This window comes from Cellulosimicrobium sp. AB352, assembly GCF_049538415.1.
Lineage (GTDB): Bacteria > Actinomycetota > Actinomycetes > Actinomycetales > Cellulomonadaceae > Cellulosimicrobium > Cellulosimicrobium funkei.
Window position 1 is genome coordinate 63,304 of the sequence record NZ_JBMVFX010000012.1, and the last position, 25,979, is coordinate 89,282.

The following is a 25,979-nucleotide window of genomic DNA, read 5'->3' on the forward strand; positions in this document are numbered from 1 at the left end:
TGCCACGGTGCACGATGACGGGATGACGACACCACGGCTCGGTATCGCGTTCGTGCCCACCCACGCACCCGAGAGCCTGCGGCGGCTCGCGACGACGGCGGAGGACGCCGGCCTCGACGACCTCTGGGTGTGGGAGGACTGCTTCAAGCAGTCCGGCCTCGCCTCGGCGGCCGCTGCCCTGGCGTGGACCGACCGCGTGCGCGTCGGCATCGGGCTCATGCCCGCCCCGCTGCGCAGCACGACGATCACGGCGATGGAGGTGGCGACGCTCGCGCGGATGTTCCCCGGTCGCCTCGTCGCGGGGGTCGGGCACGGCGTCCAGGAGTGGATGGGGCAGGCGGGGGTGCGCGTCGCGTCGCCGCTGACGCTCCTGCGCGAGCACGCGACGGCGCTGCGGAGCCTGCTCGCGGGCGAGGAGGTCACGACGGACGGCCGGTACGTCACGCTCGACGCCGTCCGGCTCGACTGGCCGCCCACGGAGCCCGTCCCGCTGTGGCTGGGCGGGTCCGGGCCGCGGACGCTCGCGCTGGCCGGCGAGCTCGGCGACGGTCTCATCCTCACGAACGCGCTGACCCCCGAAGACGTGCGGGGTGCGGCGGCCGTCGCGCGCGAGGGCGGCGCGGGCCCCGGGTTCGACGTCCACGCGACGCTCATCGCGGCGACGGGACCGGACGCGCAGGCACGGGTCGACCGCGAGCTGCCGGTGTGGGGCGCGGAGCCCGGTCGGGGCATCGGCGCCGCGGGCGACGCCCACGCGGTGGCGGCGGGAGTCCTGGCTCTCGCGGAGGCGGGCGCGACGGCCGTGGCGGTCCAGCCGACCGCGGACGAGCCCGACGTCGAGACGTTCGTGCGCTTCCTCGGCCACGAGGTCGCGCCGCTGCTCAGCTCTCGGTGACGCGCCCGGTGTCGCCCTCGGTGCCCGCGGCGCCGGGCCGCTGCCGCAGGCCGTGGACGAGGGCGACCATCGCGCACACCAGAGCGACGGCGCCGACGGCGAGCGCGAGGCGGACGGGGAAGTCGGCGTAGAGGTCGGTGACCTCGCCGACCGGGAGGCCCCAGCCCGCCGCGGTCTCCCGCACTTCCGCCGCGAGCGCACCGATCCGTCCGGGCACCCGCGTCACGGCTGCGGAGACCCACCCGAGCAGCTCGAGGACGACGGAGGCCACGGAGTGGGCGCCGGACGCGAGGGGGATCACCGGTCCACCCTAGCGGAACCGGACAGCGCGGTCATATGCGGCACGGCGGGGTATCGCCTCAGGTCAGCGGCTTGGCGAAGCACAGCGCGACGTGGTTGTCGCCGTCGTAGGGCGGGAAGTGCGCGACGGCACGGAAGCCGAGCGAGCGGTAGAGCGCGATGGCGCCGGGCTGGCGGATGCCCGTCTCGAGCAAGAGCGTGGAGGTCCCGCGCTCACGCGCCGCCGTCTCCAGCCCGTCGAGGAGCCGACGCGCGGTCCCCGTGCGGCGCGCGCTCTCGCGCACGAACACCTTCTTCACCTCGAGCGCGTCCTGCGGCGCGCCGGGCTCGGGCCGTCGCAGCGACGCGCACCCGAGCGCCTCGCCGTCCCGGTACGCCACGAGGGTCACCACGACGTCGACTCCCAGGTGCGCGTCCACGGTTTCGAACCCCCCGGCGGAGTCGAGGCGGCCGAAGAGCTCCGGGTACAGGACGGCCGACGACGTCTCGTGCATCTCGCGGCGCAGCGCGGCCGCGTCGGGGTCGTCCCACGGGACGGCACGGAGCTCGACCGCGGCTCCCCCGACGACCGGGCCGCCCGCCGCGGTGCCGGACCCTGACCCCGCGCCGTCCGGCGCAGCGCCCCGCGGTCCGGTGGCATCCGGCGCGGCGGTCCGCGCTCCGGCGGCATCCGACGCAGCGGCGGGCGACACGCGCAGGTCGAGCGCGAAGCAGCGCGACAGCGGCTGCCCGGCGTAGTGGCCGTACGACTCGATCGGCACGTACCCGAGCGCGAGGTAGAGGTCGATGGACTCCGGCTGGAGCGTGCCCGTCTCGAGCACGAGCCGGTCGAGGCCCGCGGCGACCGCGCGCTCGTGCAGCGCGCGCATCGCGGTGCGTGCGTGCCCGCGACCCCGGTGGGCGGGCTCGACGTACAGGCGCTTCACCTCGCCGGTCCGCGCGGGGTGCGTGCCGCCCCGTCCGTCCGGCGTGCCGGAGACGTCGCGCAGCGCGACGAACGCGACCGGTTCGCCGTCCTCCCGGACCACGACGTTCGCGAGCGCCGCCTCGGGGGCGAACGTGCCGGCGTCGGGCTCGCCGTAGCGCACCGCGAGCTCCGCCTGCTGCCGCGACCGCAGCCGCTCGGCCGCGGCGTCGTCCGCCGGGACCGTCGCCACGGTGACGACCCCGGTCCCGGGGCGCCCGACGGCGTCGGGCAGGACGCGCGGGAGCGTCACGCGCGGACGAGCGCGCCCAGGACGGACGTGAAGAACCCGAGGCCGTCGGTGCCGGCGCGCGGGCCGGCCTCGGCGGCCGGGCCGAAGCCGGGCTCGACGGCGTGCTCCGGGTGGGGCATGAGGCCGACGACGTTGCCCGCCGCGTTCGAGATGCCCGCGATGCCGCGGCGCGACCCGTTCGGGTTCCAGCCGTCGTAGCGGAAGACGACGCGGCCCTCGGCCTCGAGCTCGTCGAGCGTCCGCTCGTCGGCGACGAACTGCCCGTCCTGGTTCTTCAGCGGGATCGTGATGCGCTGGCCGGCCGTGTAGTCGCGCGTCCAGGCGGTGTCGGCGTTCTCGACCACGAGGACCTGCTCGCGGCACACGAAGTGCAGGTGGTCGTTCTTGACCATCGATCCCGGGAGCAGGTGCGCCTCGGTGAGGATCTGGAAGCCGTTGCAGATGCCGAGCACGGGCATGCCGCCCTTCGCGGCGTCCACGATCGACTCCATGACCGGCGCGAAGCGGCTGATCGCGCCCGCGCGCAGGTAGTCGCCGTAGGAGAAGCCGCCGGGCAGGACGACCGCGTCCACGCCGTGGAGGTCGGCGTCGGCGTGCCAGAGCGACACGGCCTCGCCGCCCGCGAGGCGCACCGCGCGCGCGGCGTCGCGGTCGTCGAGCGTGCCGGGGAAGGTGACGACACCGACCGTGGCCGTCGCGAGAGCCGAGGCGGTCATCAGGCGAGACCCTGCGACGTGATCGTCGCGGCGGCGTCCGTCTCGATGTCGGCGACGCGCACGACGTCCTCGATGACGGGGTTCGACAGGAGCTTCACCGCGGCCTCCTCGGCGGCGGCCAGGACCTCCGGCGTCACCGGGCCCTCGACCTCGAGCTCGAACCGCTTGCCCTGGCGGACGGACGTGAACTGGGTGAAGCCGAGGCGCGGCAGCGCCCCGACGACGGCCTTGCCCTGCGGGTCCAGGATCTCGGGCTTGGGCATGACCTCGACGACGACGCGTCCCACGGGGGCTCCTTGGCGAGAGTGTTGGGAGGGCCGGGGCTCCGGGATCCCGGCCACGTCACGGGCGTCGAGGACGCCCGGGGGGGACGGGACGAGCGGGAGCCGACGGCGGGATTCCGCGCTCAGTCTAGCGGGCGCGCGCACCCGCCCGGTCGGGCGTCCGCACGATGAGCGGGCGTGCTCAGCCGCCCGCGGTGCGGCGCCGGTCCGGGGTGTCGACCGGGATGTTGCCGTCGAGCACGTGCTTGCGCCAGGCCCGGTCGACGTGGGACCGCCGGAACAGGAACCCGCTCAGGAGCGAGACCGCCATGAGGAGAACCGCAAACCAGAGCTCGGGCCGGTTGACGTCGTTCGAGAAGAGGACGTGGCTCAGGACGGGCCACCCGTAGAGGATCGCCAGCGCGCTCCCCAGGCTGCCCAGGGTGACGCGCCACGGGTAGAGCGCCCCGTGGATGTCGTCGGCGACCCACCACCAGTACCGCGCGGGGAGCCGCAGGTCGAGCGACCGGTAGAGCAGCCAGCGCCCGAGCGGCGGGTGCTCGCGCCACCGCAGCGCCCACCCCGCGCGGACGAGGCCCCACGCCTCGCGGGCGCCGATGCCGCGGGGAGCGGCGCCGTCGTCCGGCTCGGGCGCCAGGTCGAGCAGGACGGCGAGCGCCTCGTCCCCGTGCAGGTCGCGCCAGCGCCGGGGGTAGGCGCGCAGCCAGATCCGTGCGGACCGCTCGTACCGGTCGGCGCCGCGCGCCCCGCGGGCAGGGCGGCCGGGCTGCGCGCCGTCGGCGGCGGCCCGCCGCCCGGTCACGCGCCGCTCCCGGCGAGACCGTCGGCGGCACCCCGACCGGCACCGCGGGAGAGCGACCGGCGCGCACGCTCCGCGAGCTCGGCGAGGCGCAAGGTCTCGGCGCGGGCGGCACGGCGCCCGTCGTCGGTCGCGCGGTAGTAGCGACGCAGTCGGCCGTCGACGACCTCCTCGCCCGTCGGCTCCACGAGACCGGCCGCGACGAGGCGGTCGAGGTTCCCGTAGAGGGTGCCCGCGCCGAGGCGGGTGCGGCCGTCGGAGAGGTCGCGCACCGACCGGATGACGGCGTAGCCGTGGAGCGGCTCCCCGCTGAGGGCGAGGAGCACGAGGTACGCCTGCTCCGTCATGCGGAACGGGGCCGAGGAGACCATGGTCGATATATATCGCTCGGCGACCTATGTGCGCAAGCGTCCGGCGCGTGTCGGAGGGTGGGGCTAGTCTCGAACACGTGTTCGAGACGCACGCTCGAGCACGGTGCGAGGACGGGGTCCTGCCCCTTCCCCGCCCTCGCACGACACCTCGCCCGACGACGCACGGAGGCTCCCCATGGACGCACCGGCAGCACCCGTCCCGACGATCGACCGCGGCCGTTCACGGCCCGCGCCGGCCACCGTGGCCCGCGTCCTCGCGCGCGACGGGACGTGCGTCTTCCCGGGCTGCCGCGTACCGGCGTTCCGCTGCGACCTCGACCACGTGGTCGCCCCGCGGCCGGTCACAGGCACGGGCACCGGCACCGGGATGGACGACGACGCGGAGTCCGCGCACGGGGCCGACAACCTCGTCGCCCTGTGCCGCCACCACCGGGTCGTCCGCGCACGCGACGGCTGGCGCCCGGCGCTGCTCGCCGACGGGTCGGTACGGTGGACCGCGCCGAGCGGGCACACCTACCTCCGGCCCGGCACCCTCCGGACGGCGTGAGGCGTCAGGCGTCAGGCGTCAGGCGTCAGGCGAGCGTCGACCCGGTGAGCCGCTCGTACGCCTCGAGGTAGCGCGCGCGGGTGCGCGCGACGACGTCGGCCGGGATCGACGGCGGCGGGGTGTCCGCGGCGCGGTCCCAGCCCGACGCGGGCGACGTGAGCCAGTCGCGCACGAACTGCTTGTCGAAGCTCGGCTGCGCGCGACCCGGCTCCCACTGGTCCGCGGGCCAGAAGCGCGACGAGTCGGGCGTGAGCACCTCGTCGCCGAGCACGGTCTCCCCCGTCGCCGGGTCCACGCCGAACTCGAGCTTGGTGTCCGCGAGGATCACGCCGCGCTCGCGCGCGATCTCCTCGGCGCGCGCGTACACGGCGAGCGTGAGGTCGCACAGGCGCGTGGCGTCGTCGAGGCCGATCTGCTCGGCCACGACGTCGAACGAGACGTTCTCGTCGTGCTCGCCCACGGCAGCCTTCGTCGCCGGCGTGAAGATCGGCTCGGGCAGGCGCGACCCGTCGACGAGGCCGTCGGGCAGCTGCACGCCGCAGACCTCGCCGCCCGCGCGGTACTCCACGAGGCCGGAGCCCGTCAGGTACCCGCGCGCCACGCACTCGACCGGGAACATGTCGAGGCGGCGGCAGATCATCGCGCGGCCGGCGACGACGTCGGGCACGAGGCCGTCGCCCGGCACCGCCGAGACGGCGGTCGAGACGACGTGGTTCGGCACGAGGTCGGCGAGCTGCTCGAACCACCACAGGCTGAGCTGCGTGAGCACGACGCCCTTGTCCGGGATACCGGGCGACAGCACGTGGTCGTAGGCGCTCACCCGGTCGCTCGCGACGACGAGCACGACGTCGCCCAGGGGGTGCACGCCCCCGACGGCCGGCAGGTCCGGCGTGTACAGGTCGCGCACCTTGCCGGAGTACGCGTGCGTCCAGCCGGGCAGGTCGAGCGCGGCCGTGTCGAGGGCGTCGGCCTCGCCGAGCGAGAGGGCCGAGCCGGGGTCCTGCGGGGTGTGGGTCACGGCCCCTAGTGTCGCACCATGCGACTCGAACCCGGCCCCTCGTCCATCTCGGGAGCCGCCCCCGGCGGCGCGCTCGACGGCACGCTCGACCAGGGCGAGGACGCCGAGCGCGCGACGCACGACCCGGGGGTGCGCGACTTCCTCGCCACCTTCTCGGCCTTCATGGAGACCGCCAACGAGCAGGCCCAGCGGCAGCGGACCGACGCCGGGCCGTCCGTCGCGGACGTGCTGCGCGAGCACCTCGGCACCGACCCGCGCTCGATCGCGGTCGTCACCGAGACGGTGTCCGCTCTGCGCGGCGTCGACGCGGACGTCGCGATCGAGGCCGTCGTCGCCCGCCACGGCGGTGGCCGCGTCGTCGGCGTCGGTGGCGGCGAGCAGCGGATGCACACGTCCTTCTCCGAGATCGTCGAGCACTCCGCCCTGTGGCGCCAGTTTCCCGTCGGCGCGGTGGACTACGCGCGCGCGGCGACGGGCCCCGAGAGCGAGCGCCGCACCGTCTCCTTCGGTCTGCACCTCTTCGCGTACGCGGGCACGCCCGTCGCGCTCCTGCAGCGCGCGGCGAACCCGCGGCACGGCGACGAGGGCAGCGTCGAGGTCATGTGTCCCCAGGAGGACGCCGCCCTGTCGCTCCTCGCCGAGCTCCGGGCGGCCATGGTCGAGCACAGCGTGCTGCGCGGCCAGGTCGTGACGTTCACGGCGTCGGACTACGGCGCGCAGGCCGGCGGCATGACGTTCCTGCCGCGGGACCGGGTCCCGGCGACCGACGTGGTGCTCCCGGACGGCACGCTGAGCAGGATCGAGCGTCAGGTGCTCGGCGTCGCGCGGCACCGCTCGGAGCTCCTCGCGGCGGGTCAGCACCTCAAGCGCGGCGTCCTGCTCTACGGTCCGCCGGGGACGGGCAAGACCCACACCGTCCGCCACCTCGTCGGCGAGAGCCCGGGCACGACCGTGATCGTCCTCGCAGGGGGTGCGCTCCGGCTCGTCCGGCTCGCCGCGGAGACGGCCCGTGCGCTCCAGCCCGCGATCGTCGTGCTCGAGGACTGCGACCTCATCGCCGAGGACCGCTCGTTCCACGACGGCCCGCAGCCCCTGCTGTTCGAGGTGCTGGACGCCATGGACGGACTCGGCAGCGACTCCGACGTCGCGTTCGTCCTGACGACGAACCGCGCCGACCTCCTCGAGCGCGCGCTCGCGCAGCGCCCCGGCCGGGTCGACCTCGCGGTCGAGATCCCCCTGCCCGACGCGTCGGCGCGGCTCCGGCTGTTCGAGCTCTACCGCGGCGAACTGCCGTTCACCTCCGGTGCGCTCGCCGACGCCGCCGACCGCACGGACGGCGTGACCGCCTCGTTCGTCAAGGAGGTGGTCCGGCGCGCCGTGCTGCGCGCGGTCGAGGCCGGGCACGACGTGGGAGACGAGGACCTCGGGTCCGCCGTGCACGAGATGACCGCCGACGCCGAGCGCATCACGCGCTCGCTGCTCGGCTCGTCGCCGGGCCTTCTCGCCGAGGAGACGTTCGAGCCCTGATCGGGCACCAGCCCGGCGCTCCCCGCGCCGGACGTCCTCCGCACCACACCCGTCGCGCGTGCCGATCGACCGGCGTGCCGCTAGCCTGCTCGTCAGGACGGCCGTGGGAGCGCTCTCCCGCCGTCAGGGGGCCGCACCGGAGCGACTCCTGCGGGGGCGCGTGCGCAGCTGTCCGGGCCTGCCGACGGCGGCGGGCCCCATCCGCACGGAGGAGGCAACGATGCACCACCGCACGATGCACCATCGCCTGACAGCGCTAGCGGCCGCAGTGGGGGTGGTCGTCGCGAGCGTGGGCCTCGCGACGACCGCGCACGCGGACGCTCTCGGCCCCGCGGGCGCGCCCCTGTCCGCACCGAGCCCGAGCCCGTCACCGACGACCGCGGGCGCGGCCGTCCCCGGCCCCGACGACCTGTCGGAGGGGCAGCTCCGCGCTCTCGAGCGCGACCTGGGGCTCGATGCCGCGGGCGTCGCCGACCGGCTCGCGCTCGACGCCGTGACGGCCACCGTCGAGCGCGCACTGAGCGAGGGTCTCGGGACGGCGTACGCCGGCACGTGGGTCGACGCCGAGGCGGGCGCCCCCGTCGTCGCCGTGACCGACCCGGCGGCGGTCGCCGACGTCGAGGCGGCCGGTGCGACGGCCGTCGTCGTGGAGCACGGCCTGGCCGAGCTCGACGACGTCGCGGCCCGGCTCGACGCGACCACCACCCCCGACGCCGTCCAGGCCTGGTACGTCGACGTCACCACGAACGAGGTGGTCGTCGAGTCGCTCGACCCCGCGGCAGCGCAGGCGTTCGTCGCCGCGTCCGGGGTCGACGCCGCCGCGGTGCGCACCGAGGTCCTCGCGGCGCCGTACGAGCTCACGGCCGACGTGCGCGGCGGCGACCGCTACATCACCCGGGACCCGGGCGCGTCGTCGGGCTCGGCCTGCTCGATCGGGTTCGCCGTCCAGGGCGGCTTCGTCACGGCGGGGCACTGCGGCGCGGCGGGCAAGGAGGTGCTCACCGCGAGCTGGGCGCGCATGGGGACGGTCCAGGCGGCGTCGTTCCCCGGCCACGACTACGCGTGGGTGCGCGTCGACGCCGGGTTCTCCCCCGTCCCGCGGGTGAACAACTACGCCGGCGGCACCGTCGACGTCGCCGGCTCGGCCGAGGCGCCCGTGGGTGCGTCGGTGTGCCGCTCGGGCGCCACGACCGGCTGGCGCTGCGGCGTCATCGAGCAGAAGAACATCACCGTCAACTACGGCAACGGCGACGTTCCCGGCCTCGTGCGCGGCAGCGCGTGCGCGGAGGGCGGCGACTCGGGCGGGTCGGTGATCTCCGGCAACCAGGCGCAGGGCGTCACCTCGGGCAGGATCAACGACTGCTCGAACGGCGGCAAGTTCATCTACCAGCCCGTCAACCCGATCCTGTCGGCCTACGGCCTGTCGCTCGTGACCACGGGCGGCGGGTCGGGCAGCGCGCTCGTGGGGCTCGCGGGCAAGTGCATCGACGTCCCCGGGTCCGACTTCAGCGACGGCAAGCGCCTCCAGCTGTGGACGTGCAACGGGTCGAGCGCGCAGCGCTGGACGTTCGAGGCCGACGGCACCGTCCGCGCGGGCGGCAAGTGCATGGACGTCGCGTGGGCGGCCACGGCCGACGGCACGGCGCTCCAGCTCGCGAACTGCAGCGGCAACGCGGCCCAGAAGTTCGTGCTCAGCGGCGCGGGCGACCTCGTGTCGGTGCTGGCGAACAAGTGCGTCGACGTGCCGAGCAGCAACAGCGCCGACGGCACCAAGCTCCAGATCTGGACGTGCAACGGCACCGCGGCCCAGAAGTGGCGCCGCGCCTGACGCCTCGCCCCTGAGGTGCTGAGCACGGCACGGCGGTCGCTCCCCCGCGGAGAACGAGCGCCGTGCCGTGCTCGACGGCGGGGTTGTCAGCCCGCGAGCGTGACCTCGCCCGCGGCGGCCCGCGCCGCGATGTCGGTGCGGTGGTGCGAGCCCGGGAGCACGATGCGGTCGACCGCGGCGTACGCCCGGCGGCGCGCCTCGGCCAGGTCCGCGCCGCGCGCCACGACCGACAGCACGCGGCCGCCCGAGGCGACCAGGCCGCCGTCGTCCGCGCGCGACGTGCCCGCGTGCAGCACGTGCACGCCCTCGACGCCCTCCGCCGCGTCGATCCCCGTGATCGGGTCGCCGCCGCGGACGGCGCCCGGGTAGCCGTGCGCCGCGACCACGACGGTGACCGACGCGTCGTCGTGCCAGCGCAGCGGGCCGACCTCGGCGAGCCGCCCCTGGGCCGCCGCGAGCATGACCGCGGACAGCGGGGTCGCGAGGCGCGTGAGCACGGACTGCGTCTCCGGGTCGCCGAAGCGCGCGTTGAACTCGACGACGCGCGTGCCGCGGCTCGTCAGCGCGAGGCCCACGTAGAGCACGCCGACGAACGGGGTGCCGCGCCGCGCCATCTCGTCGATCGTCGGCTGCGCGACGCGCGAGACGACCTCCTCGACCAGGCCCTCGGGCGCCCACGGCAGCGGGCTGTACGCGCCCATGCCGCCCGTGTTCGGGCCCGCGTCGGCGTCGAACGCACGCTTGAAGTCCTGGGCGGGCGCGAGCGGCACGACCGTCGCGCCGTCGCTCACGCAGAAGAGGGAGACCTCGGGACCGTCGAGGTACTCCTCGACGACGACGCACGGGTCCTCGGGCGTGCCGTCCGCCGCGCGGCGGGGCGTCGCGAAGCACGCGGCGGCGTGCTCGAGCGCGGCCTGGCGGTCCTCCGTGACGACGACACCCTTGCCCGCGGCCAGGCCGTCGTCCTTGATGACGTAGGGCGCGCCGAACGCGTCGATTGCGGCCGCGACCTCGTCGACGTCGGTGCACACGTGCGCGAGCGCCGTGGGGACCGACGCGGCGGCCATGACGTCCTTCGCGAACGCCTTGGAGCCCTCGAGCCGCGCCGCCTCGGCGCTCGGCCCGAACACGGGGACGCCGGCCTCGCGCACCGCGTCCCCGACGCCGGCGACCAGCGGCGCCTCCGGGCCGACGACGACGAGGTCGACGCCCAGGTCCGTCGCGAGCGCGGCCACCGCGGCGCCGTCGTTCTGGTCCACCGCGTGCAGCGTCGCGAGGTCCCCGATGCCCGGGTTCCCCGGGGCGGCGTGCAGCTCGTGGCGCTCCGCGCCCGGGCGGTCGGCCTCGTGCGCGAGGGCGTGGACGATGGCGTGCTCGCGGGCACCGGTCCCGACGACGAGGATCTTCACGGGCGCCGAGTCTACCGAGACGGCCCGGACGCCCCGCGGGGCGTCCGGGCCGTGGTCGGCGGGCGTCGTCGGCTCAGTGGATGAGGTCGTGGCGCGGGATGATCGCGTCGCGGCTCGGGCCGACGCCGATCGCGGAGATCCGCGTGCCCGACATCTCCTCCAGCGCGTGCACGTAGCGCTGCGCGTTGACCGGCAGGTCGTCGAACGTGCGGGCGCCGGAGATGTCCTCCCACCAGCCGTCGAGCTCCTCGTAGATCGGCTTCGCGTGGTGGAACGCGGTCTGGTCGAGCGGCATCTCGTCGTACCGGACGCCGTCGACGTCGTACGCGACGCAGACCGGGACCTTCTCGAAGCCCGTGAGGATGTCGAGCTTGGTGAGCACCATGTCGGTGATGCCGTTGACGCGGGTCGCGTAGCGCGCGATCACCGAGTCGTACCAGCCGCAGCGGCGCGCGCGGCCCGTCGTCACGCCGTACTCGCCGCCCTGCTTGAGCAGGTACTCGCCGTTCGCGTCGAACAGCTCGGTCGGGAACGGGCCCTCGCCCACGCGCGTCGTGTACGCCTTGATGACGCCGATCACGGAGCTGATGCGCGTCGGCCCGACGCCCGAGCCCGTGAGCGCGCCGCCCGCGGTCGCGTTGGACGACGTGACGAACGGGTACGTCCCGTGGTCGACGTCGAGCATCGTGGCCTGCCCGCCCTCGAAGAGGACGTTCTTGCCCGCGTCGAGCGCCTTGTTCAGCTCGAGCGCCGTGTCCGCCACCATCGGCTTGAGCCGGTCGGCGTACTGCAGCAGCTCGGCCACGGTCTCGTCCACGGTGATGGCACGGCGGTTGTAGACCTTCACCAGCAGGTGGTTCTTCTGGTCGAGCGAGCCCTCGATCTTCTCCGCGAGGATCTTCTCGTCGAACAGGTCCCAGATGCGGATGCCGACGCGGTTGATCTTGTCCGCGTACGCCGGCCCGATGCCGCGGCCCGTCGTGCCGATGCGGCGCTTGCCGAGGAACCGCTCGCTCACCTTGTCGATCGTGCGGTGGTAGCCGGCGATCACGTGCGCGGAGCCCGAGACGAGCAGGCGCGAGACGTCCACGCCCCGCGAGATCAGGTCGTCGAGCTCCTGGAACAGCACCTCGATGTCGACGACGACACCGTTCGCGATGACCGGCGTGACCCCCGGGGACAGGATGCCCGACGGCAGCAGGTGGAGCGCGTACTTCTCGTCCCCGATGACGACCGTGTGGCCGGCGTTGTTGCCGCCGTTGAACTTGACCACGTAGTCGACCCGGGACCCGAGGAGGTCGGTCGCCTTGCCCTTGCCCTCATCGCCCCACTGGGCACCGACGAGCACCACGCCTGGCATGGAATCCCCACTTTCGCGCTGCCTGTTCCTCGGGCCGGTCATGGTCGTGGGCGCGCACCGGCGTCCGGAGCGGAGCGGGCACGGCGTGCCCGACGGCGCCGGGCCCGCGGGCCCGAGGCGTCACCCGGGCGGCAGAGACCCGGGGACCGGCGCCGAGTTTACCGGTCGGATGGCGGAAATTGACCTTCGAGGCGGCTATCGACCGCGTCACGCCCGGGATGGGCAGAATGGCCTCATGAGCGACACCCACCCGAACCTCCTCGACGGCCCCGCACCCGTCCGCCTCCCCGACGACTACGCGCACGTCCGCGACGCCATCGCGGCCGACGGCGACCCGTACGAGATCGCGGGCCGCTCGCCCGCGAGCTCGCTCGCCTGGGCCTACCTCGCCGAGGACTTCCTCCACGAGAACGGCTCGCGCGGCGCGGTGACGGCCTACGCGTTCGCGCGCACCGGCTACCACCGCGGGCTGGACTCCCTGCGGCGCGCCGGCTGGCGCGGCCAGGGACCGATCCCGGCCGACCACGTGCCGAACCAGGGCTTCCTGCGCGCGCTCCTGGCCCTCGCCGAGTGCGCCGCGTACCTCGGCGAGGTCGAGGAGGCGGAACGCTGCGAGCAGTTCCTGCGCGACTCCGGGACCTCGGCCGACGAGGTGCGTGCGCTGCGCTGACCGGCCGCGCGTCCGCCCGGCGACCGCCGGGTGGGCGCGCGACGCACCCGGGCGGCGTCTAGAGTCGTGGGCATGATCGAGATCGCCACGTCCCCCGCGACGACGACCCTCGTCATCGCCGGAGACCTCGATCTCGCCGAGCGCGACCAGTTCCCGGAGATCGCGGCACGCGTCGTCGGGCTGCGCCGTCAGCTCCTCGTCATCGACATGTGCCGCGTGACGTTCATGGACTCCACCGGCGCGGCGTTCCTCATCTCGCTCGCCGACGCCGGTCGCAAGCGCGGCGGTGCGACGGTGCTGCGCGGCTGCGACGACCGGGACCTGTTCGTGCTCGAGGTGTGCGGCGCGCTCGAGCTGTTCCGCATCGACAACGACCACCGCTGCGAGCCCGCGACGCCGCCGTCCGGCTTCGCCAAGGTCGAGCCCCCGGCCTGACGCCCGCGGGCCGTCCTAGCGCCCCGAGGGCCGCAGGGTCGCCCACACGAGCTTGCCCGACGCCGTCGGGCGCCACCCCCAGTCGGCGAGCCGCTCGACGATCTGCATGCCGAAGCCGCCCATGCGGTTCGGGTGCCCGTCCGTCGGGACGGGGGGCGCCGGGTTGGAGTCCTCGACCTCGACGCGGATGCCGTCGCCCGTGTCGAACAGGCGCAGCGCGAGGTGGCCCCACCCGTGCAGCACGCCGTTCGCGACGAGCTCCGAGACGACGAGCTCCGCGTTGGCGCTCTCCCGCACGCCCCAGGCCTGGCACGTGCGCACGACGGCGTGCCGCGCACGCCCGATCGACGCCGGCTCGCTCGGCAGGAGCCAGCGGCGGCTGCGCGGGCTGAGCACGACGGCGGACGCGTCCCGCTGCGGGTCGGGGATGCGCACGACGACGAGCGCGACGTCGTCCTCGGGGGCGTCGGCCAGGCGCGACAGCAGCTCCTCGCCCACGCCCGCGGCGTCGACGGCCGTGACCGCCTCGGACGCCGCGACGAGCGCCTCCAGCCCGACCCGCAGGGCGCGGTCGCGGCGCTCGATGAGGCCGTCGGTGTAGAAGACGAGCGTGTCGCCCGGCAGGAGCGTCGCGACGCCCGTCGAGCGGCTGCGGCCGCCGAAGCCGACGAGCGCTCCCCCGGCGTCGTCGAGCTGCGTCACGGTGCCGTCGCGCAGCAGGAGCGGCGGCAGGTGGCCGGCGCGCGAGTACTCGATCCGCCATGCGTCCTCGGGCTGCGCGGCGTCCGGCTGCGTGAGCGCCGCGTACACGAGGCTCGCGGAGCGCGGGATGCGCATGCCCTGGACGAGCTGGTCGACGCGCTCGAGCACGGGGCCGGGCGTCGTGAGCTCGTAGGCGTACGAGCGCACCACCGAGCGGAGCTGGCCCATGGCGGCCGCGGCCTCGACGTCGTGCCCCACGACGTCACCGATGACGAGGCCGACGACGTCCGGCGCGATCTGCAGGACGTCGTACCAGTCGCCGCCCACCTGGGCGTGCTCGGAGTTCGGCGCGTAGTACGTCCACACGTCGAGGCCCGTGACGTCGGCCTGCTCGGGGAGCATCGCGCGCTGGAGCGTCTCGGCGAGGCGGTGCTCGCGCGCGTAGAGGCGCACGTTGTCGATCGCGGTCCCGGCACGGCGCGCGATGACCTGCAGCAGCGTGCGTACGCCCTCGCGGGCCTCCGCGTCGGAGCCGAACCCCTGCGGCGGAGTGTCGGGCAGGTCGCCCGTGACGAGCAGGCCGAGGATGCGCCGTCGCCCCGGGACGGCGGACACGGTCACGGACCCCGGCCGCCGCGGCAGCCCGGAGAGCCGGTGGTGGAGGTCGCGCTGGAGCCAGCCCGAGGCGGACCACTGCGGGTACGTGGCGGAGAGGTCGAGCGTCACCGGCCCCTCGATGCGCCCGTCGAGCACGTCCTGGACGCGGTCCGGCACGTCCACGCGGACGCGCGGCACCGAGCCGGTGACGGAGGCCGAGTCGCCGAGCGCGTCGGTCGTGTGCACGCCCGGGGCCAGGGGCAGGACGCCGGGCGTGTAGCGGCCGTGCCGCTGGCCACGACCGCTCGGGGGCGCCGCCGTGTCGACGCCCTCCGCGTACCGCAGCCCGTCGTCGTTGAGGTAGAAGCCCGCCCAGTCGACGACGTACCCCGCGAGCAGCGCCGTGATGTCGCGCAGCGCGTACGGCTGGTCGAGGTCGGCGAGGAGGTCGGAGCTGCGGGCGACGACGTCGAGCACCGCGCGCTCGCGCCGCTCGAGCGCGAGCGACGCGACCTGGGCGGCGTACCGGTCGAGGTGCTCGGAGACGTCGACCTGCGCACCGACCCAGTGGGTCACCGCGCCGTCGGGGCCGGTGAGGGGCGCGAGCGAGAGCTGCGTCCACACCGCGACCCCGTCGCGCCGGAAGGTGCGCACGGTGTAGGTGAGCTCGCGCTCGTCGGCCACGGCGGCGCGGAGCTGCTGCGCGTCGACGGGGTTCGCGAGGAGCGACTCGAGGACCTGGGGGCTGCGGCCGAGCACCTCGGCGGCGGTGAACCCGGTCTGCCGCTCGAACGCGCGGTTGACCCAGACGATCGGCATCTCCGCCGACCGCGGGCCCGTGACGAACATCGCGACCCCGGTGGCGTCCATCGCGCGCGTGCACAGCTCCTGGACGTGCGCGGGCAGGTCGGTGCCGAGCTCCGGCGAGCTGCCCATCGTCACCTCCGACGGTCCGAGCGTCGATCGTCTGGAAACGGACGCCACGGTCGCGTTACTGTCCCGACTGGACATTCAACCGTAGATTGGTGCTTCCCGAGACCGGAACCGGTCCGGACCACGCCAGAGAGGAGCGCCGGTGCGCGAAGGTACACCCCCGGCCGCAGACCGCCCGGTCGGCGTCGCCGGCGACCCCGCAGGAGCGGGCGACCCCGCGAGCGTGCACGTCATCGTGGGCACGACGCGAGCCCGCATCGTGCTCTCGGGCGAGATCGACGCCGACCTCGGCGCCGACCTCCAGGAGGCGACCGCCGCGGCGGAGGACTCCGGCCTGCCCGTCGAGATCGACGCCCACCACGTGACCTTCATGGACTCGTCGGGTGTGGCGTTCCTCGCACGTCTCGCGTCGCGCGGCCCGCACCGCGTGCGCGTCCTCCGCGCCCCGCCCACGGTGCGGTTCCTCCTCGAGGTGACCCGCATCGGCGAGCTGCTCGACATCGTCGACGTGGACCCCGGCTTCGACCTCGACGAGCCTCCCGGCAACGGCGCGGGCACGACCGACTGACGCTCGTGGCCGCCTGACGCCCGTCGTCGGGCGCGCGCGGCCGCAGCACGACGAAGGCCCCCGGTCCTCACGGACCGGGGGCCTTCGTGCGACGCGGGCCCGGAGCGGACTCCGGGCCGTGCGGCGTCAGCGGATCTTGTTGCCCGCGGAGCGCAGCTGCTGCGACGCCTCGATGATGCGCGCGGCCATGCCGGCCTCGGCCAGCTTGCCCCAGGCGCGCGGGTCGTAGGCCTTCTTGTTGCCGACCTCGCCGTCGATCTTCAGGACGCCGTCGTAGTTCGAGAACATGTGGCCGACGACGGGGCGCGTGAACGCGTACTGCGTGTCGGTGTCGATGTTCATCTTGATGACGCCGAAGTCCACCGCCGCCGAGATCTCCTCGGCCGTGGAGCCGGAGCCGCCGTGGAAGACCAGGTCGAACGGGTTCTCCTTGCCGACCTTCGCGCCGACGGCCTCCTGGATCTCCTTGAGGATCTCCGGGCGGAGCTTGACCGCACCCGGCTTGTACACGCCGTGCACGTTGCCGAACGTGAGGGCCGTCAGGTAGCGGCCCTTCTCGCCCGTGCCGAGCGCCTCGATCGTCGCGAGGCCGTCCTCGACCGTCGTGTAGAGCTTCTCGTTGATCTCGGCCTCGTGGCCGTCCTCCTCGCCGCCGACGACGCCGACCTCGATCTCGAGGATCGTGCGCGCCGCCTGCGAGAGCTCGAGCAGCTCGGCCGCGATGGTGAGGTTCTCGTCCAGGGGGACGTCCGAGCCGTCGTACATGTGCGACTGGAACGTCGGCAGGCCGCCGTTCTTCACCTGCTCGGCCTCGATGGCCAGGAGCGGGCGGACCCAGGAGTCGAGGTTCTTCTTGACGCAGTGGTCGGTGTGGATCGCGATCTGCACCGGGTAGTTCTTCGCGACCTCGCGCGCGTACGCCGCGAGCGCGAGCGAACCGGCGATGCGGTCCTTGACCGTCGAACCCGAGCCGTACTCGGCGCCGCCCACGGAGACCTGGATGATGCCGTCGGACTCGGCCTCGGCAAAGCCCTGGAGCGCGGCGGTGATGGTCTGCGACGAGGTGATGTTGACGGCCGGGTAGGCGAACGAGCCTGCCTTCGCCCGGTCGATCATCTCGGCGTAGACCTCGGGGGTTGCGATGGGCATGCGGAGCTCCTGTGGAGTCGTGCGGGGTGGACTGTCAGGTCAAAGTCTGGCATGGATGACAGCGCGAGGTCAGGGCCGTTCGACCTGTGGTCCCCGGATGACCACGCCTCTACCTCGGCGGCCCTGTGGGCCCCAGGTGCTGCGCCGCCCAGGCGTGCAGGGCGATCGCGCCGGCGGCGCCGGCGTTGATCGATCGGGTCGACCCGTGCTGCGTGATGTGGAGCACCGCGCGGCACGCCTCGACCGCCTCGGGCGTCAGCCCGGCCGACTCCTGGCCGAGGAGCAGCACGCACGACGCCGGCAGCGCGTAGCCCTCGATCGGCACCGACCCCGGGACGTTGTCGACCCCCAGGAGCGGGAGGCCCTCCCCCGCCGCCCAGACCGCGAGGTCCGCCACCGACGCGTGGTGGTGCACGTGCAGGTAGCGGTCGGTGACCATGGCGCCGCGGCGGTTCCACCGCCGTCGCCCCACGACGTGCACCCCGGCCGCGTTGAACGCGTTGGCGGTGCGGACGACGGAGCCGATGTTGAGGTCGTGCGCCCAGTTCTCGATCGCGACGTGGAGCCGGCGGGCCGGGTCGCGGCGCGCGTCGAGGTCGGCGACGACGGCCTCGACCGTCCAGTACCGGTAGGCGTCGACGACGTTGCGGCGGTCGCCGTGCGCGAGCAGCTCGGGGTCGTACCGGGGGTCGAGGCGCGTCGCCCCGGGCGGTCCGGCGGGGTCCGGGACGCGGGGCCACGACTCCGGGCCGCCGGGCCACGGGCCCACGCCGACCTCGCGCTCGTCCGCCTCCCGCTCGCCCGCCTCGCCCGCGCTGCTCGCCATGGCGCACATTCTGCCGGGACCTGCAGGCCCGCCGTCGCCGGACCTCCACGGCGGGTGCACACCCACCGCCGGGCCGCGCGGCCGCGCCCGGCTACGCTGGTGACCCGTGACCACCCTCGCCGAGCTCGCCTCCGCCCTCCCGGGGGCCGCGCACGCCGCGAGCCTCGGCGCCGCCGGACCGGTCGCCGCCCTGGGCCCGGACTGGATGGACCCGATGACGCTCATCGAGCGCTTCGGCGACGCCGCGCTCGTCGGGATCGTCGTCGTCATCTTCATCGAGACGGGCCTGCTCTTCCCGATCCTGCCGGGCGACTCGCTGCTGTTCACCGCGGGCGCGCTCGTCGCGCAGGAGTCGCTGCAGATCAGCCTGCCCGTGCTGCTCGTCCTGCTGTTCGCCGCGGCGTTCCTCGGCGACCAGACGGCGTACCTCATCGGACGCACCGTCGGGCCCAAGGTGTTCGACCGGCCCGACTCCCGGTTCTTCAAGCGCAAGTACATCGACCAGACGAACGCCTACTTCGAGAAGTACGGCGGCCGGACGATCGTCATCGCGCGGTTCGTGCCCATCGTGCGCACGTACGCCCCCGTCGCAGCGGGCGTCGGCAAGATGCACTACCGGCACTTCGTCGGTTTCAACGCGCTCGGCGCGCTGCTCTGGGCCGTCGGCCTCACGTGGCTCGGCTACCTCCTGGGGAACATCACGTTCGTCAAGGAGAACATCGAGGCGCTCGTCCTCCTCATCGTCTTCCTGTCCGTGCTGCCCATGGTCGTCGAGGTCTGGCGCGGGCGGCGGGCGGAGAAGCGGGCGGCGGCGCTCGAGGCGCAGATCGCGGCCGACGCCCAGCAGAGGACCGGGGTCGCGGAGGACGCGACCGCCGTCGGCCAGGCCGACACGGACGGGAAGGACGCCTGACATGACCCGAGAGATCACGAGCTGGCTCACCGACATGGACGGCGTGCTCGTCCACGAGGGCCACGCGATCCCCGGCGCCCCGGAGTTCGTGCGCGCGCTGCGCGACAAGGGCCGGCCGTTCCTCATCCTCACGAACAACTCGATCTTCACGGCACGCGACCTGCGGGCGCGGCTCGCGACGTCGGGCATCGACGTGCCGGAGGAGTCGATCTGGACGTCGGCGCTCGCGACGGCGCAGTTCCTCACCGACCAGATCCCCCAGGGCAGCGCGTACGCCGTGGGCGAGGCCGGGCTGACGACCGCGCTCTACGAGGCCGGCTACACGCTCACCGAGTCCGACCCGGACTACGTGGTGCTCGGCGAGACGCGCACGTACTCGTTCGAGGCGATCACCAAGGCGATCCGCCTCGTGCTGGGCGGGTCGCGGTTCATCTGTACCAACCCCGACACGACCGGGCCGTCGCAGGAGGGCCCGCTGCCCGCCACGGGCGCCGTCGCGGCGATGATCACGTCGGCGACGGGCCGCAAGCCGTACTTCGTCGGCAAGCCCAACCCGATGATGTTCCGCTCCGCGCTCAACCGCATCGACGCCCACTCCGAGACGACCGCGATGATCGGCGACCGGATGGACACCGACGTCGTCGCGGGCATCGAGGCGGGCCTGTACACCTACCTCGTCATGACGGGCTCCACGACGATGTCCGACGTCGACCGCTACCCGTTCCGGCCCAGCAAGGTCGTCGACTCCGTCGCGGACCTCGTCGACCTCGTCTGAGGGCCGCCGGGCCGGTCCGGCCGGTCCAGCTCCCCGGGGTGCCCCGCACGCACGACGACGCCCGGTCACCGCGAGGTGACCGGGCGTCGTCGTGCCGGGGACCGGGTCAGGCGGCCGCGGCCACCTCCGCGCGACCGGCGCGGCGGCGGCGCACCGCCAGGAGGGCCGCACCGGTGAGCAGCAGCGTCCCGGCCAGGAGCGCGAGGCTCCCGGCGTCGGAGCCGGTGGTGGCGAGGGCCCCCGAGTAGGCGTCGCACTCGACGTCGCCGCCGACCGGGAAGCTGACCGTCACCGGCGAGAGCGCGGTCCCGGCCTTGTAGAATCCGGCGAACGCCTTCGCGCCGGCGGCCGTGAGGGTCGCGGGGACGCCGCTCCACGTGATCGTGGAGCCCGACGTCGCCTTCTTCCCCGACAGGTCCAGGCTGGCGAACGCGACGCCGGTCGACGACGACTTGTTGCCCTCCATGTCGCTGCTCTGCACGTCGACCACGAGCGTGCCCGACGAACCGTCCACGACCACCCGCGGGTTGCTGATCCGCAGGTCGAGGATGCCCTCGTGCCCGGAGAACGACACCGACCCGCCGAAGCTCGCGCGGCCCTTGCCGAGGTCCGTGTTGAACGAGCCCTTGCCGCCGCTCCACGTGAACGCCGAGCCGCCGTCCCGCACGCCGTCCGTCGAGACCGAGCCCTTCGCGATCGGGCCGGTGACGTACGACCGGAACCGGTCGCTCACGCCCCACGAGAGGGTCGCGCCGTTGACGCCCTGCGCGAAGCACTGCTCCGCCGCGCCGCCCGAACCGGAGCCGGTGCCGGTCGTGCCGGCGCCCACGATCGTGATGGGCGCGGACGCCGTGTGGTCCGCACCGACGAGGAGGAGCGTGTGCTCGCCCGGGGCGACGTCCTTCGGGATCGTCACGGTCGACGTCGCGGCGCCGCCGGCGTTCGCGGTCGTGCCCGTCGCGAGCGTGCGCGGCGTCGAGCGCAGCTCCGTGCGGATGCCCGACTCGCGCGCGCCGAACCCGACGCCGCTGATCGTCACCTCGTCGCCCGGGCGTGCCTGCGCCACCGAGAGCGTCGCCTTCTCCGGGTCCACCGACCCGCCTGTCGAGCCGTCGTCCGGGGTGCCGATGGTGCCGCCGTCGCCCGGCGCGGTCGCCTTCGCCCCGACCGTGAACGTCACGGGGTCGAGCGCCGTCCCGGCCGGGTAGAAGCCGACGAACGCGAGCGAGCCGTCCGCCGTGAGCGTCGCGGCCGCGTCCCGGAACGTCACGGCCCCGTCCGCGCTCGTCGTCGGCGTGCCGAGCGCCAGGGTCGCGACGGCGACGCCCGTGCGGTCGAACGTCGAGCCGTCCAGCCCCGTGGAGCGCGCGTCCGCGAGCAGGCGACCCGTGCCCGGGCCGGTGACCTCGACCACCGGGTTCGACAGCGTGAGGTCGAGCGCGCCCGCGTGGCCGGTGAAGCGGACCGTCCCGGCGTACCGGGCCGTCCCCCGGCCACTCGCCGCGGTCCACGTGCCGCCGTCGGCCTGGCCGAAGCGGAAGACGCCGTCGACGACGCTCGCGCCGCTCGTCGCCGTCGCGCCGCCCTTCGCGACCGGGCCCACGATGTAGCTGCGGAACGACTCCTTGACGCCCCACGTGAGGCTGCCGGCCGTCGTCGGCGCCGGGGTCACCGGCGCGGCGGTCACCGCGACCGTCACCGGCGCGGACGTGGAGTCGCGGTAGGCGGTGGCGTCCGTGGGGACGAACGTCGCGCTCAGGGCGTGCGACCCGACGGCGAGCGGGCCCGCCCGGAACGTCGCGACACCGTCCGTGACGGTCGCGGTGCCCAGGGTCGTGCCGCCCGCGACGAACCGGACCGTGCCGGCGGCCTTCGGCGCGACCGTCGCGGTGAGCGTCACCGCCGTGCCCTCGACGACCGACGTCGCGGACGACGCGAGCGTCGTCGTGGTCGCCTTCGCCTCGCCGCCGGGGACCGGGGTGGTCACGGTCAGCGTGGTGCTGCCGGTCCGGCCGAGCTCCGACGTGACGACCACGGAGACGGGCCCGGCGGCGGTGTCGGCGGGGACCGTGAGCACGAGCGTCGCGCCGTCGCGGGAGTACGACGCCGGGGCGCCGCCGAGCGTCACGGCCTTGACCGCGTCGTCCGCAGCGAGGCCGCGCACGGCGAGGCGTACCGTCGAGCCGGCCTCCACCGTGGTGGACGCGGGCGTGACGGTGAGCGTGCCCGGCGCGTCATACGCGACGGGGACGAAGAGCTCCTGCGCGGCGTTGCTCACGCCGCCGGCGCCGTACGTGTAGACGCCGTAGCGCCCGCCCTCGAGCGCGGCGGGGTTCTTCACGACGAGGCGTGCCTCGAACGTGCCGTCCGGCGTGATGTCCGTCCACTGCGCCCGGACCACCGACTGGTACTGCGCGGGGACCTGGTCGAGCACGGGCTCGGCGAGGGCCCACACCTGCGAGCCGACCTTGCGGGTCGACGCCGCGGCGCCCTCGGACGGCCGCCACTGCTCGGCGAAGCTCCCGAACACGACGTAGGTGCCCTGCGGGAGCGTCGCCGGGATCGGGACGCCGCGGCCGCCGACGTTCGCCGCCGGGTCGAAGCCGGTGCCCCGGACGACGATCGTGTCGCCCACCGCGACCGGGGTGTCGCCGAGGGGCGTCGTGCCGTCCGCGGCGAGCACCGAGATCTCGGGCTCCCACACGGGCGCCTCGGGCTCCGTCGTGAACGCGACGGGCGCGTACAGCTCCTGCGCGGCGTTGACCGTGCCGCCCGCGGCGTACGTGTAGACGCCGTACCGGCCGCCCTCGCGCTCGAGCTCGCTCGCGACGAGCTCGGCGGTGAACGTGCCGTCCGGCGCGAGCTCGGCCCACTGCCCCCGGATCGCGGACTGGTAGCGCGGGTCCACCTGGTCGAGCACCGCGGACGAGAGGGCCCACTGCTGCGAGCCGGCCGTGCGCGCGCTCGACGGGGCACCCTCCGACGGGCGCCAGTCGGTCGCGAAGCTGCCGAAGACCACGTAGGTGCCGGCGGGGATGCCGCCGGAGATCGGCGGGCGGTTGCCCGCCGGCGCGACGTTCGCGGCCGGGTCGAAGCCCGAGCCCTTGACGACGATCCTGTCGTCCGGGCGGACGGGCGCGTCCCCGAGCGGCGTCGTGCCGTCAGCGGCGTAGAGAGTGATCCGCGGCTCCCAGACCGGCTCGGGCGCCGTGCCGCCCTGGACCGCGACGGGCGTGAACGTGTCGAGGCTGCGGTCGGTCGCCGAGAGGCCGTGCGCGGCGGACGTCGCCACCACGTACTGCTTCGCCGGGTCGAGCTTTCCGGCTGGGACGGTCAGCGTCGTCGTGAACGCGCCGTCGCGCACCTGCTGCGGCATGACCCAGCCCTGGGCGAGCCAGCCGCTCGCGACGAGGGGGCCGCTGCCGTCCCAGATCGCGGCGTCGCCGAGGAGCACGTAGGTGCCGTTCGCGGCGCCCGCGCCGACGAACCCGGTGCCCTGGATCGTGAACGTGTTCTCCACGGCCGGGTCGACGGGCGTCGACGGCGACACCGTGACCGCGGGGTCGACGGCAGTTTCCGGCTCGGGCTCGGGCTCCGGCTCCGGCTCCGGAGCGGTCACCGTGTGCGCGACGGCCGCGGAGGCCGAGGCGACGAACGCGGCCGGGTCGGCGGGCGCGAAGGCGGCGCTCAGCTGGTGGCTGCCCGGGGCGAGGGCCGCGGTCTCGAGGCGCGCGACGCCGTCGGCCACGGGAGCGGTGCCGAGGGCGGTGCCGCCGTCGCGGAACTCGACCGTGCCCGCGGCGGCGGGCGCGACGGTCGCGGTGAGCATCACGCTCGCCCCGGCCGCGGACGTGCCCGCGGGCGCCGCGGCGAGCGTGGTCGTCGTCGCCTGCGCGGGCGCCACGGGCTCGGGCGACACGACGCGGGCGGTCAGGGTCGACAGGGGCTTGCCCGCGTACGACGCGAAGTACGGCGAGACGTTCCCGAGCGTCCCGACGACGGTCCCGTCCGCCATGAACGTGACCTCGTCACCGGCCCGCGTCGCGGTCACCGTGACGTCGGCGACCTTGACGTCGTTGCCTGCACCGGCGTTCACCGTGCCCGCGAAGTCCGCGTAGACCGCGCCCGTCGTCGGGCCGGTGAGGTCGAGCCGCACGTCGGAGATCGTCACGTCGAGCGCGCCGTGGTGGCCCTCGTACCGGGTCGATCCACCGAGGCGGATCGATCCCGTCCCGGATGCAGCGTCGTAGCTGCCGGACGCGGGACCGTAGGACGCCTGGCCGCCCTGGAGCGGCGGGGTGATCGTGCCCTGGGCGATGCCCGTGACGTACGACGTCCACGAGTCGACGAAGTTCCAGGTGGCCGACCCGCCGGTCACGTCGGCCGCGGCCGCCTGGGCCGGGGCGCCGGTGCCGGCGACGGTGAGGCCGGCGGCGAGCGCCGCGGCGAGGAACGAGGCGAGGGCGCGTCGGACGCGTCTCGGCGATGAAGTGCGCACAAGGTCTCCCGTGCTGGTCCGGGCGAGGTCCCGGCGGGGAGCGGGACCGAGAAGGGAGCGTGCTCACGCTCCGCCGAGACGGACGATATAAGGGTCGCCTCACCAAAGCAAGGTAAGCCTGACCTATCGAGATGTGACGCGCGCCTCCTCCCGCCACGACGACGCCCCGCGGCCCAAGGGGCCGCGGGGCGGTGCGCCGCGTCGAGCGGCGGGAGACGGAGCGGGAGGGGCTCAGGCGAGGCCGAGGTCCTCCAGGCTGAACAGGAAGTGGTACGGCACGCCGAGCGCCTCGATCTTCGCGCCCGCACCCGTGGCACGGTCGACGATCGTCGCGACGCCCGCGACCTCGCCCCCGGCCGCGCGCACGGCCTCGATCGCCGTGATGGGCGAGCCGCCCGTCGTCGTGGTGTCCTCGACCACGACGACGCGCCGGCCCGCGACGTCGGGGCCCTCGATCTGGCGCTGCATCCCGTGCGCCTTGGCCGCCTTGCGCACGACGAACGCGTCGAGGTCCTGACCACGGGACGCGGCGGCGTGCAGGAGGGCGGTCGCGATGGGGTCGGCGCCGAGCGTCAGGCCGCCGACGGCGTCGATCTCCGCCGTGCCGAGCCCTTGCTCCTCGAGGAGGTCGAGGAGCTGGTGGCCGATGAGCGGCGCCGCGCGGTGGTGCAGCGTCACGCGGCGCAGGTCCACGTAGTAGTCCGCCTCCTTGCCCGAGGAGAGCGTCACGCGGCCGTGCACGACGGCGAGCTCACGGATGAGGCCGAGCAGCTGCTCGCGGGGGGTCGAGGCGAGCGTCGAGGCGGGGTCGGTAGTCACGACCGCCAGGGTATCGGGCCCGCCCCGTGCCTAGCGGTACTTGCCGATCGCGCGGACGGCGGAGCGCGGCATCGCGCGCAGGGCCGCCGACGCGACCCGGTACCGCACCGACGGCGTGGAGATGACGACGCCCCGCCGCACGTCCGCGAGCGCCTCCGCGACGACCCGGTCGGCGTCGAGCCACGCGAGGTCGGGGAGCACGGACTTGTCGATGCCCGCGCGGTCGTGGAACTCGGTGTGCGTGAAGCCGGGGCACAGCACGGTCGCCGTGACGCCCGTGCCGTGCAGCTCGACGGCGAGCCCCTCCGTGAAGGACCGCACCCACGCCTTCGCCGCCGCGTACGTGCCGCCCGCGGTGAGGGCCGCGACCGACGCGACGTTGAGGATCGCGCCGCGCCCGCGCTCCGTCATCTGGCCCGCCGCCGCGTGCGACAGCACCATGACGGCGCGGACCATGACGTCGAGCGCCTCGAGCTCGACGTCGAGGTCACCTCCGACGAAGTGCTGGTGCGTCGCGAAGCCCGCGTTGTTGACGAGCAGGCCGACCGGGCGCTCGTCCGGGCCGCCGGCCGTGGCGAGGCGCTCCGCGACGCGCGCGACGTCGTCGGGCACGGAGAGGTCGGCGCGCAGCACCTGGACGCGCACCCCGGCCGCGGCGCGGATCTGCCGTGCGGTCTCCTCGAGGCGCGCCTCGTCGCGCGCCACGAGGACGAGGTCGTGCCGCGCCGTGGCGAGCTGCCACGCGAACTCCAAACCCAGGCCGGCGCTCGCGCCGGTGATGAGTGCTGTCGCCATGGTCACAGCCTACGGGCGCCCGGGTGAC

At 74.7% G+C, this 25,979-nt stretch carries 24 protein-coding genes; 9 read left to right on the forward strand and 15 right to left on the reverse strand.

Annotated elements, in window-relative coordinates; genetic code table 11:
• Positions 1–22: 22 nt before the first annotated feature.
• Positions 23–895 carry an LLM class flavin-dependent oxidoreductase gene (locus ACPCUX_RS10515; protein ID WP_171467390.1) on the forward strand — a complete coding sequence of 291 codons (873 nt, stop codon included), beginning with the start codon at positions 23–25 and terminating at the stop codon, positions 893–895.
• Here the strand turns inward: ACPCUX_RS10515 and ACPCUX_RS10520 are convergent.
• The 6 genes from ACPCUX_RS10520 to ACPCUX_RS10545 form a co-directional block, all read right to left on the reverse strand.
• The gene (locus ACPCUX_RS10520) at positions 882–1,196 is read right to left on the reverse strand and encodes a hypothetical protein (protein ID WP_034654362.1); all 315 of its coding nucleotides are present in this window, start codon (positions 1,194–1,196) and stop codon (positions 882–884) included. The two genes, ACPCUX_RS10515 and ACPCUX_RS10520, sit on opposite strands and share 14 nt — an antisense overlap.
• 58 nt (positions 1,197–1,254) lie before the next feature.
• A complete protein-coding gene (locus tag ACPCUX_RS10525) occupies positions 1,255–2,412 on the reverse strand; it encodes a GNAT family N-acetyltransferase (RefSeq protein WP_051028523.1) in 1,158 nt (385 codons plus the stop codon).
• Complete coding sequence (gene purQ, locus ACPCUX_RS10530; RefSeq protein WP_034654359.1) at positions 2,409–3,128, reverse strand: phosphoribosylformylglycinamidine synthase subunit PurQ; 720 nt, start codon at positions 3,126–3,128, stop codon at positions 2,409–2,411. Before purQ ends, ACPCUX_RS10525 begins: the two co-directional genes overlap by 4 nt.
• Positions 3,128–3,415, reverse strand: a complete 288-nt coding sequence (gene purS / locus ACPCUX_RS10535) for a phosphoribosylformylglycinamidine synthase subunit PurS (RefSeq protein WP_021483374.1) — start codon at positions 3,413–3,415, stop codon at positions 3,128–3,130. The genes purQ and purS overlap by 1 nt, the downstream gene beginning before the upstream one ends.
• A 178-nt stretch (positions 3,416–3,593) precedes the next feature.
• Complete coding sequence (locus ACPCUX_RS10540; protein ID WP_423388713.1) at positions 3,594–4,214, reverse strand: hypothetical protein; 621 nt, start codon at positions 4,212–4,214, stop codon at positions 3,594–3,596.
• Complete coding sequence (locus tag ACPCUX_RS10545) at positions 4,211–4,582, reverse strand: PadR family transcriptional regulator (protein ID WP_232322633.1); 372 nt, start codon at positions 4,580–4,582, stop codon at positions 4,211–4,213. The genes ACPCUX_RS10540 and ACPCUX_RS10545 overlap by 4 nt, the downstream gene beginning before the upstream one ends.
• A 175-nt stretch (positions 4,583–4,757) precedes the next feature.
• Here ACPCUX_RS10545 and ACPCUX_RS10550 point away from each other — a divergent pair, with 175 nt between their 5' ends.
• Entirely contained in the window at positions 4,758–5,129 is a 372-nt protein-coding gene (locus ACPCUX_RS10550) for an HNH endonuclease (RefSeq protein ID WP_034655283.1), read from the forward strand.
• A 25-nt stretch (positions 5,130–5,154) separates the two neighbouring features.
• Here the strand turns inward: ACPCUX_RS10550 and ACPCUX_RS10555 are convergent, their stop codons facing one another.
• Positions 5,155–6,069 (reverse strand): phosphoribosylaminoimidazolesuccinocarboxamide synthase, encoded by a 915-nt coding sequence (locus ACPCUX_RS10555; RefSeq protein ID WP_423388741.1) that lies wholly within the window; start codon positions 6,067–6,069, stop codon positions 5,155–5,157.
• Between the two features lie 96 nt (positions 6,070–6,165).
• On the opposite strand from ACPCUX_RS10555, the gene ACPCUX_RS10560 reads away from it, so the two are divergent.
• On the forward strand, positions 6,166–7,674 hold the full coding sequence (locus ACPCUX_RS10560) for an AAA family ATPase (RefSeq protein ID WP_423388714.1): 1,509 nt from the start codon (positions 6,166–6,168) through the stop codon (positions 7,672–7,674).
• Positions 7,675–7,894: 220 nt separating this feature from the next.
• Positions 7,895–9,502, forward strand: a complete 1,608-nt coding sequence (locus ACPCUX_RS10565) for a ricin-type beta-trefoil lectin domain protein (RefSeq protein ID WP_423388715.1) — start codon at positions 7,895–7,897, stop codon at positions 9,500–9,502.
• A gap of 86 nt (positions 9,503–9,588) precedes the next feature.
• Here the strand turns inward: ACPCUX_RS10565 and purD are convergent, their stop codons facing one another.
• A complete protein-coding gene (gene purD / locus ACPCUX_RS10570) occupies positions 9,589–10,911 on the reverse strand; it encodes a phosphoribosylamine--glycine ligase (RefSeq protein ID WP_423388716.1) in 1,323 nt (440 codons plus the stop codon).
• 73 nt (positions 10,912–10,984) lie between these two features.
• Positions 10,985–12,271, reverse strand: coding sequence for an adenylosuccinate synthase (locus ACPCUX_RS10575; protein ID WP_021482868.1), 1,287 nt, complete (start codon positions 12,269–12,271; stop codon positions 10,985–10,987).
• Between the two features lie 235 nt (positions 12,272–12,506).
• Between ACPCUX_RS10575 and ACPCUX_RS10580 the strand changes: the two genes are divergently transcribed.
• Entirely contained in the window at positions 12,507–12,941 is a 435-nt protein-coding gene (locus ACPCUX_RS10580; RefSeq protein ID WP_043653884.1) for a DUF3151 domain-containing protein, read from the forward strand.
• A gap of 72 nt (positions 12,942–13,013) precedes the next feature.
• Positions 13,014–13,376 carry an STAS domain-containing protein gene (locus ACPCUX_RS10585; RefSeq protein ID WP_043653881.1) on the forward strand — a complete coding sequence of 121 codons (363 nt, stop codon included), beginning with the start codon at positions 13,014–13,016 and terminating at the stop codon, positions 13,374–13,376.
• A 15-nt stretch (positions 13,377–13,391) separates the two neighbouring features.
• Here the strand turns inward: ACPCUX_RS10585 and ACPCUX_RS10590 are convergent, their stop codons facing one another.
• On the reverse strand, positions 13,392–15,611 hold the full coding sequence (locus ACPCUX_RS10590) for a SpoIIE family protein phosphatase (protein WP_378226731.1): 2,220 nt from the start codon (positions 15,609–15,611) through the stop codon (positions 13,392–13,394).
• 139 nt (positions 15,612–15,750) lie between these two features.
• Between ACPCUX_RS10590 and ACPCUX_RS10595 the strand changes: the two genes are divergently transcribed.
• On the forward strand, positions 15,751–16,176 hold the full coding sequence (locus ACPCUX_RS10595) for an STAS domain-containing protein (protein WP_021482033.1): 426 nt from the start codon (positions 15,751–15,753) through the stop codon (positions 16,174–16,176).
• Positions 16,177–16,302: 126 nt separating this feature from the next.
• Here the strand turns inward: ACPCUX_RS10595 and fbaA are convergent, their stop codons facing one another.
• Both fbaA and ACPCUX_RS10605 read right to left on the reverse strand, forming a co-directional pair.
• Positions 16,303–17,325 carry a class II fructose-bisphosphate aldolase gene (gene fbaA / locus ACPCUX_RS10600; protein WP_021482032.1) on the reverse strand — a complete coding sequence of 341 codons (1,023 nt, stop codon included), beginning with the start codon at positions 17,323–17,325 and terminating at the stop codon, positions 16,303–16,305.
• Positions 17,326–17,434: 109 nt separating this feature from the next.
• Positions 17,435–18,151, reverse strand: a complete 717-nt coding sequence (locus ACPCUX_RS10605; protein WP_423388717.1) for a TrmH family RNA methyltransferase — start codon at positions 18,149–18,151, stop codon at positions 17,435–17,437.
• Between the two features lie 205 nt (positions 18,152–18,356).
• On the opposite strand from ACPCUX_RS10605, the gene ACPCUX_RS10610 reads away from it, so the two are divergent.
• Positions 18,357–19,064, forward strand: coding sequence for a VTT domain-containing protein (locus ACPCUX_RS10610; protein ID WP_082774328.1), 708 nt, complete (start codon positions 18,357–18,359; stop codon positions 19,062–19,064).
• 1 nt (position 19,065) lies between these two features.
• Positions 19,066–19,839: an HAD-IIA family hydrolase gene (locus ACPCUX_RS10615; protein ID WP_021482670.1), complete on the forward strand. Its 774-nt coding sequence runs from the start codon at positions 19,066–19,068 to the stop codon at positions 19,837–19,839.
• Positions 19,840–19,945: 106 nt separating this feature from the next.
• Here ACPCUX_RS10615 and ACPCUX_RS10620 read toward each other — a convergent pair whose 3' ends face one another.
• The 3 genes from ACPCUX_RS10620 to ACPCUX_RS10630 all read right to left on the reverse strand — a co-directional run bounded on the left by ACPCUX_RS10620 (position 19,946) and on the right by ACPCUX_RS10630 (position 25,951).
• On the reverse strand, positions 19,946–24,337 hold the full coding sequence (locus ACPCUX_RS10620) for an HtaA domain-containing protein (RefSeq protein WP_423388718.1): 4,392 nt from the start codon (positions 24,335–24,337) through the stop codon (positions 19,946–19,948).
• 231 nt (positions 24,338–24,568) lie between these two features.
• Positions 24,569–25,156, reverse strand: a complete 588-nt coding sequence (gene pyrE / locus ACPCUX_RS10625; protein ID WP_051876890.1) for an orotate phosphoribosyltransferase — start codon at positions 25,154–25,156, stop codon at positions 24,569–24,571.
• 30 nt (positions 25,157–25,186) lie between these two features.
• Entirely contained in the window at positions 25,187–25,951 is a 765-nt protein-coding gene (locus ACPCUX_RS10630; protein WP_085386641.1) for an SDR family NAD(P)-dependent oxidoreductase, read from the reverse strand.
• Positions 25,952–25,979 lie beyond the last annotated feature (28 nt).

Bases quoted from the DNA above. Each gene is read 5' to 3' on its own strand.
- ACPCUX_RS10515 (WP_171467390.1), top strand. From the start codon at position 23: ATGACGACACCACGGCTCGGTATCGCGTTCGTGCCCACCCACGCACCC.
- ACPCUX_RS10580 (WP_043653884.1), top strand. From the start codon at position 12,507: ATGAGCGACACCCACCCGAACCTCCTCGACGGCCCCGCACCCGTCCGC.
- ACPCUX_RS10590 (WP_378226731.1), bottom strand. From the start codon at position 15,611: ATGGGCAGCTCGCCGGAGCTCGGCACCGACCTGCCCGCGCACGTCCAG.
- ACPCUX_RS10560 (WP_423388714.1), top strand. From the start codon at position 6,166: ATGCGACTCGAACCCGGCCCCTCGTCCATCTCGGGAGCCGCCCCCGGC.
- ACPCUX_RS10610 (WP_082774328.1), top strand. From the start codon at position 18,357: ATGGACCCGATGACGCTCATCGAGCGCTTCGGCGACGCCGCGCTCGTC.
- purQ (WP_034654359.1), bottom strand. From the start codon at position 3,128: ATGACCGCCTCGGCTCTCGCGACGGCCACGGTCGGTGTCGTCACCTTC.
- ACPCUX_RS10575 (WP_021482868.1), bottom strand. From the start codon at position 12,271: ATGCCAGGCGTGGTGCTCGTCGGTGCCCAGTGGGGCGATGAGGGCAAG.
- ACPCUX_RS10585 (WP_043653881.1), top strand. From the start codon at position 13,014: ATGATCGAGATCGCCACGTCCCCCGCGACGACGACCCTCGTCATCGCC.
- ACPCUX_RS10605 (WP_423388717.1), bottom strand. From the start codon at position 18,151: ATGGCGAGCAGCGCGGGCGAGGCGGGCGAGCGGGAGGCGGACGAGCGC.
- ACPCUX_RS10630 (WP_085386641.1), bottom strand. From the start codon at position 25,951: ATGGCGACAGCACTCATCACCGGCGCGAGCGCCGGCCTGGGTTTGGAG.
- ACPCUX_RS10545 (WP_232322633.1), bottom strand. From the start codon at position 4,582: ATGGTCTCCTCGGCCCCGTTCCGCATGACGGAGCAGGCGTACCTCGTG.
- ACPCUX_RS10550 (WP_034655283.1), top strand. From the start codon at position 4,758: ATGGACGCACCGGCAGCACCCGTCCCGACGATCGACCGCGGCCGTTCA.
- fbaA (WP_021482032.1), bottom strand. From the start codon at position 17,325: ATGCCCATCGCAACCCCCGAGGTCTACGCCGAGATGATCGACCGGGCG.
- ACPCUX_RS10565 (WP_423388715.1), top strand. From the start codon at position 7,895: ATGCACCACCGCACGATGCACCATCGCCTGACAGCGCTAGCGGCCGCA.
- ACPCUX_RS10615 (WP_021482670.1), top strand. From the start codon at position 19,066: ATGACCCGAGAGATCACGAGCTGGCTCACCGACATGGACGGCGTGCTC.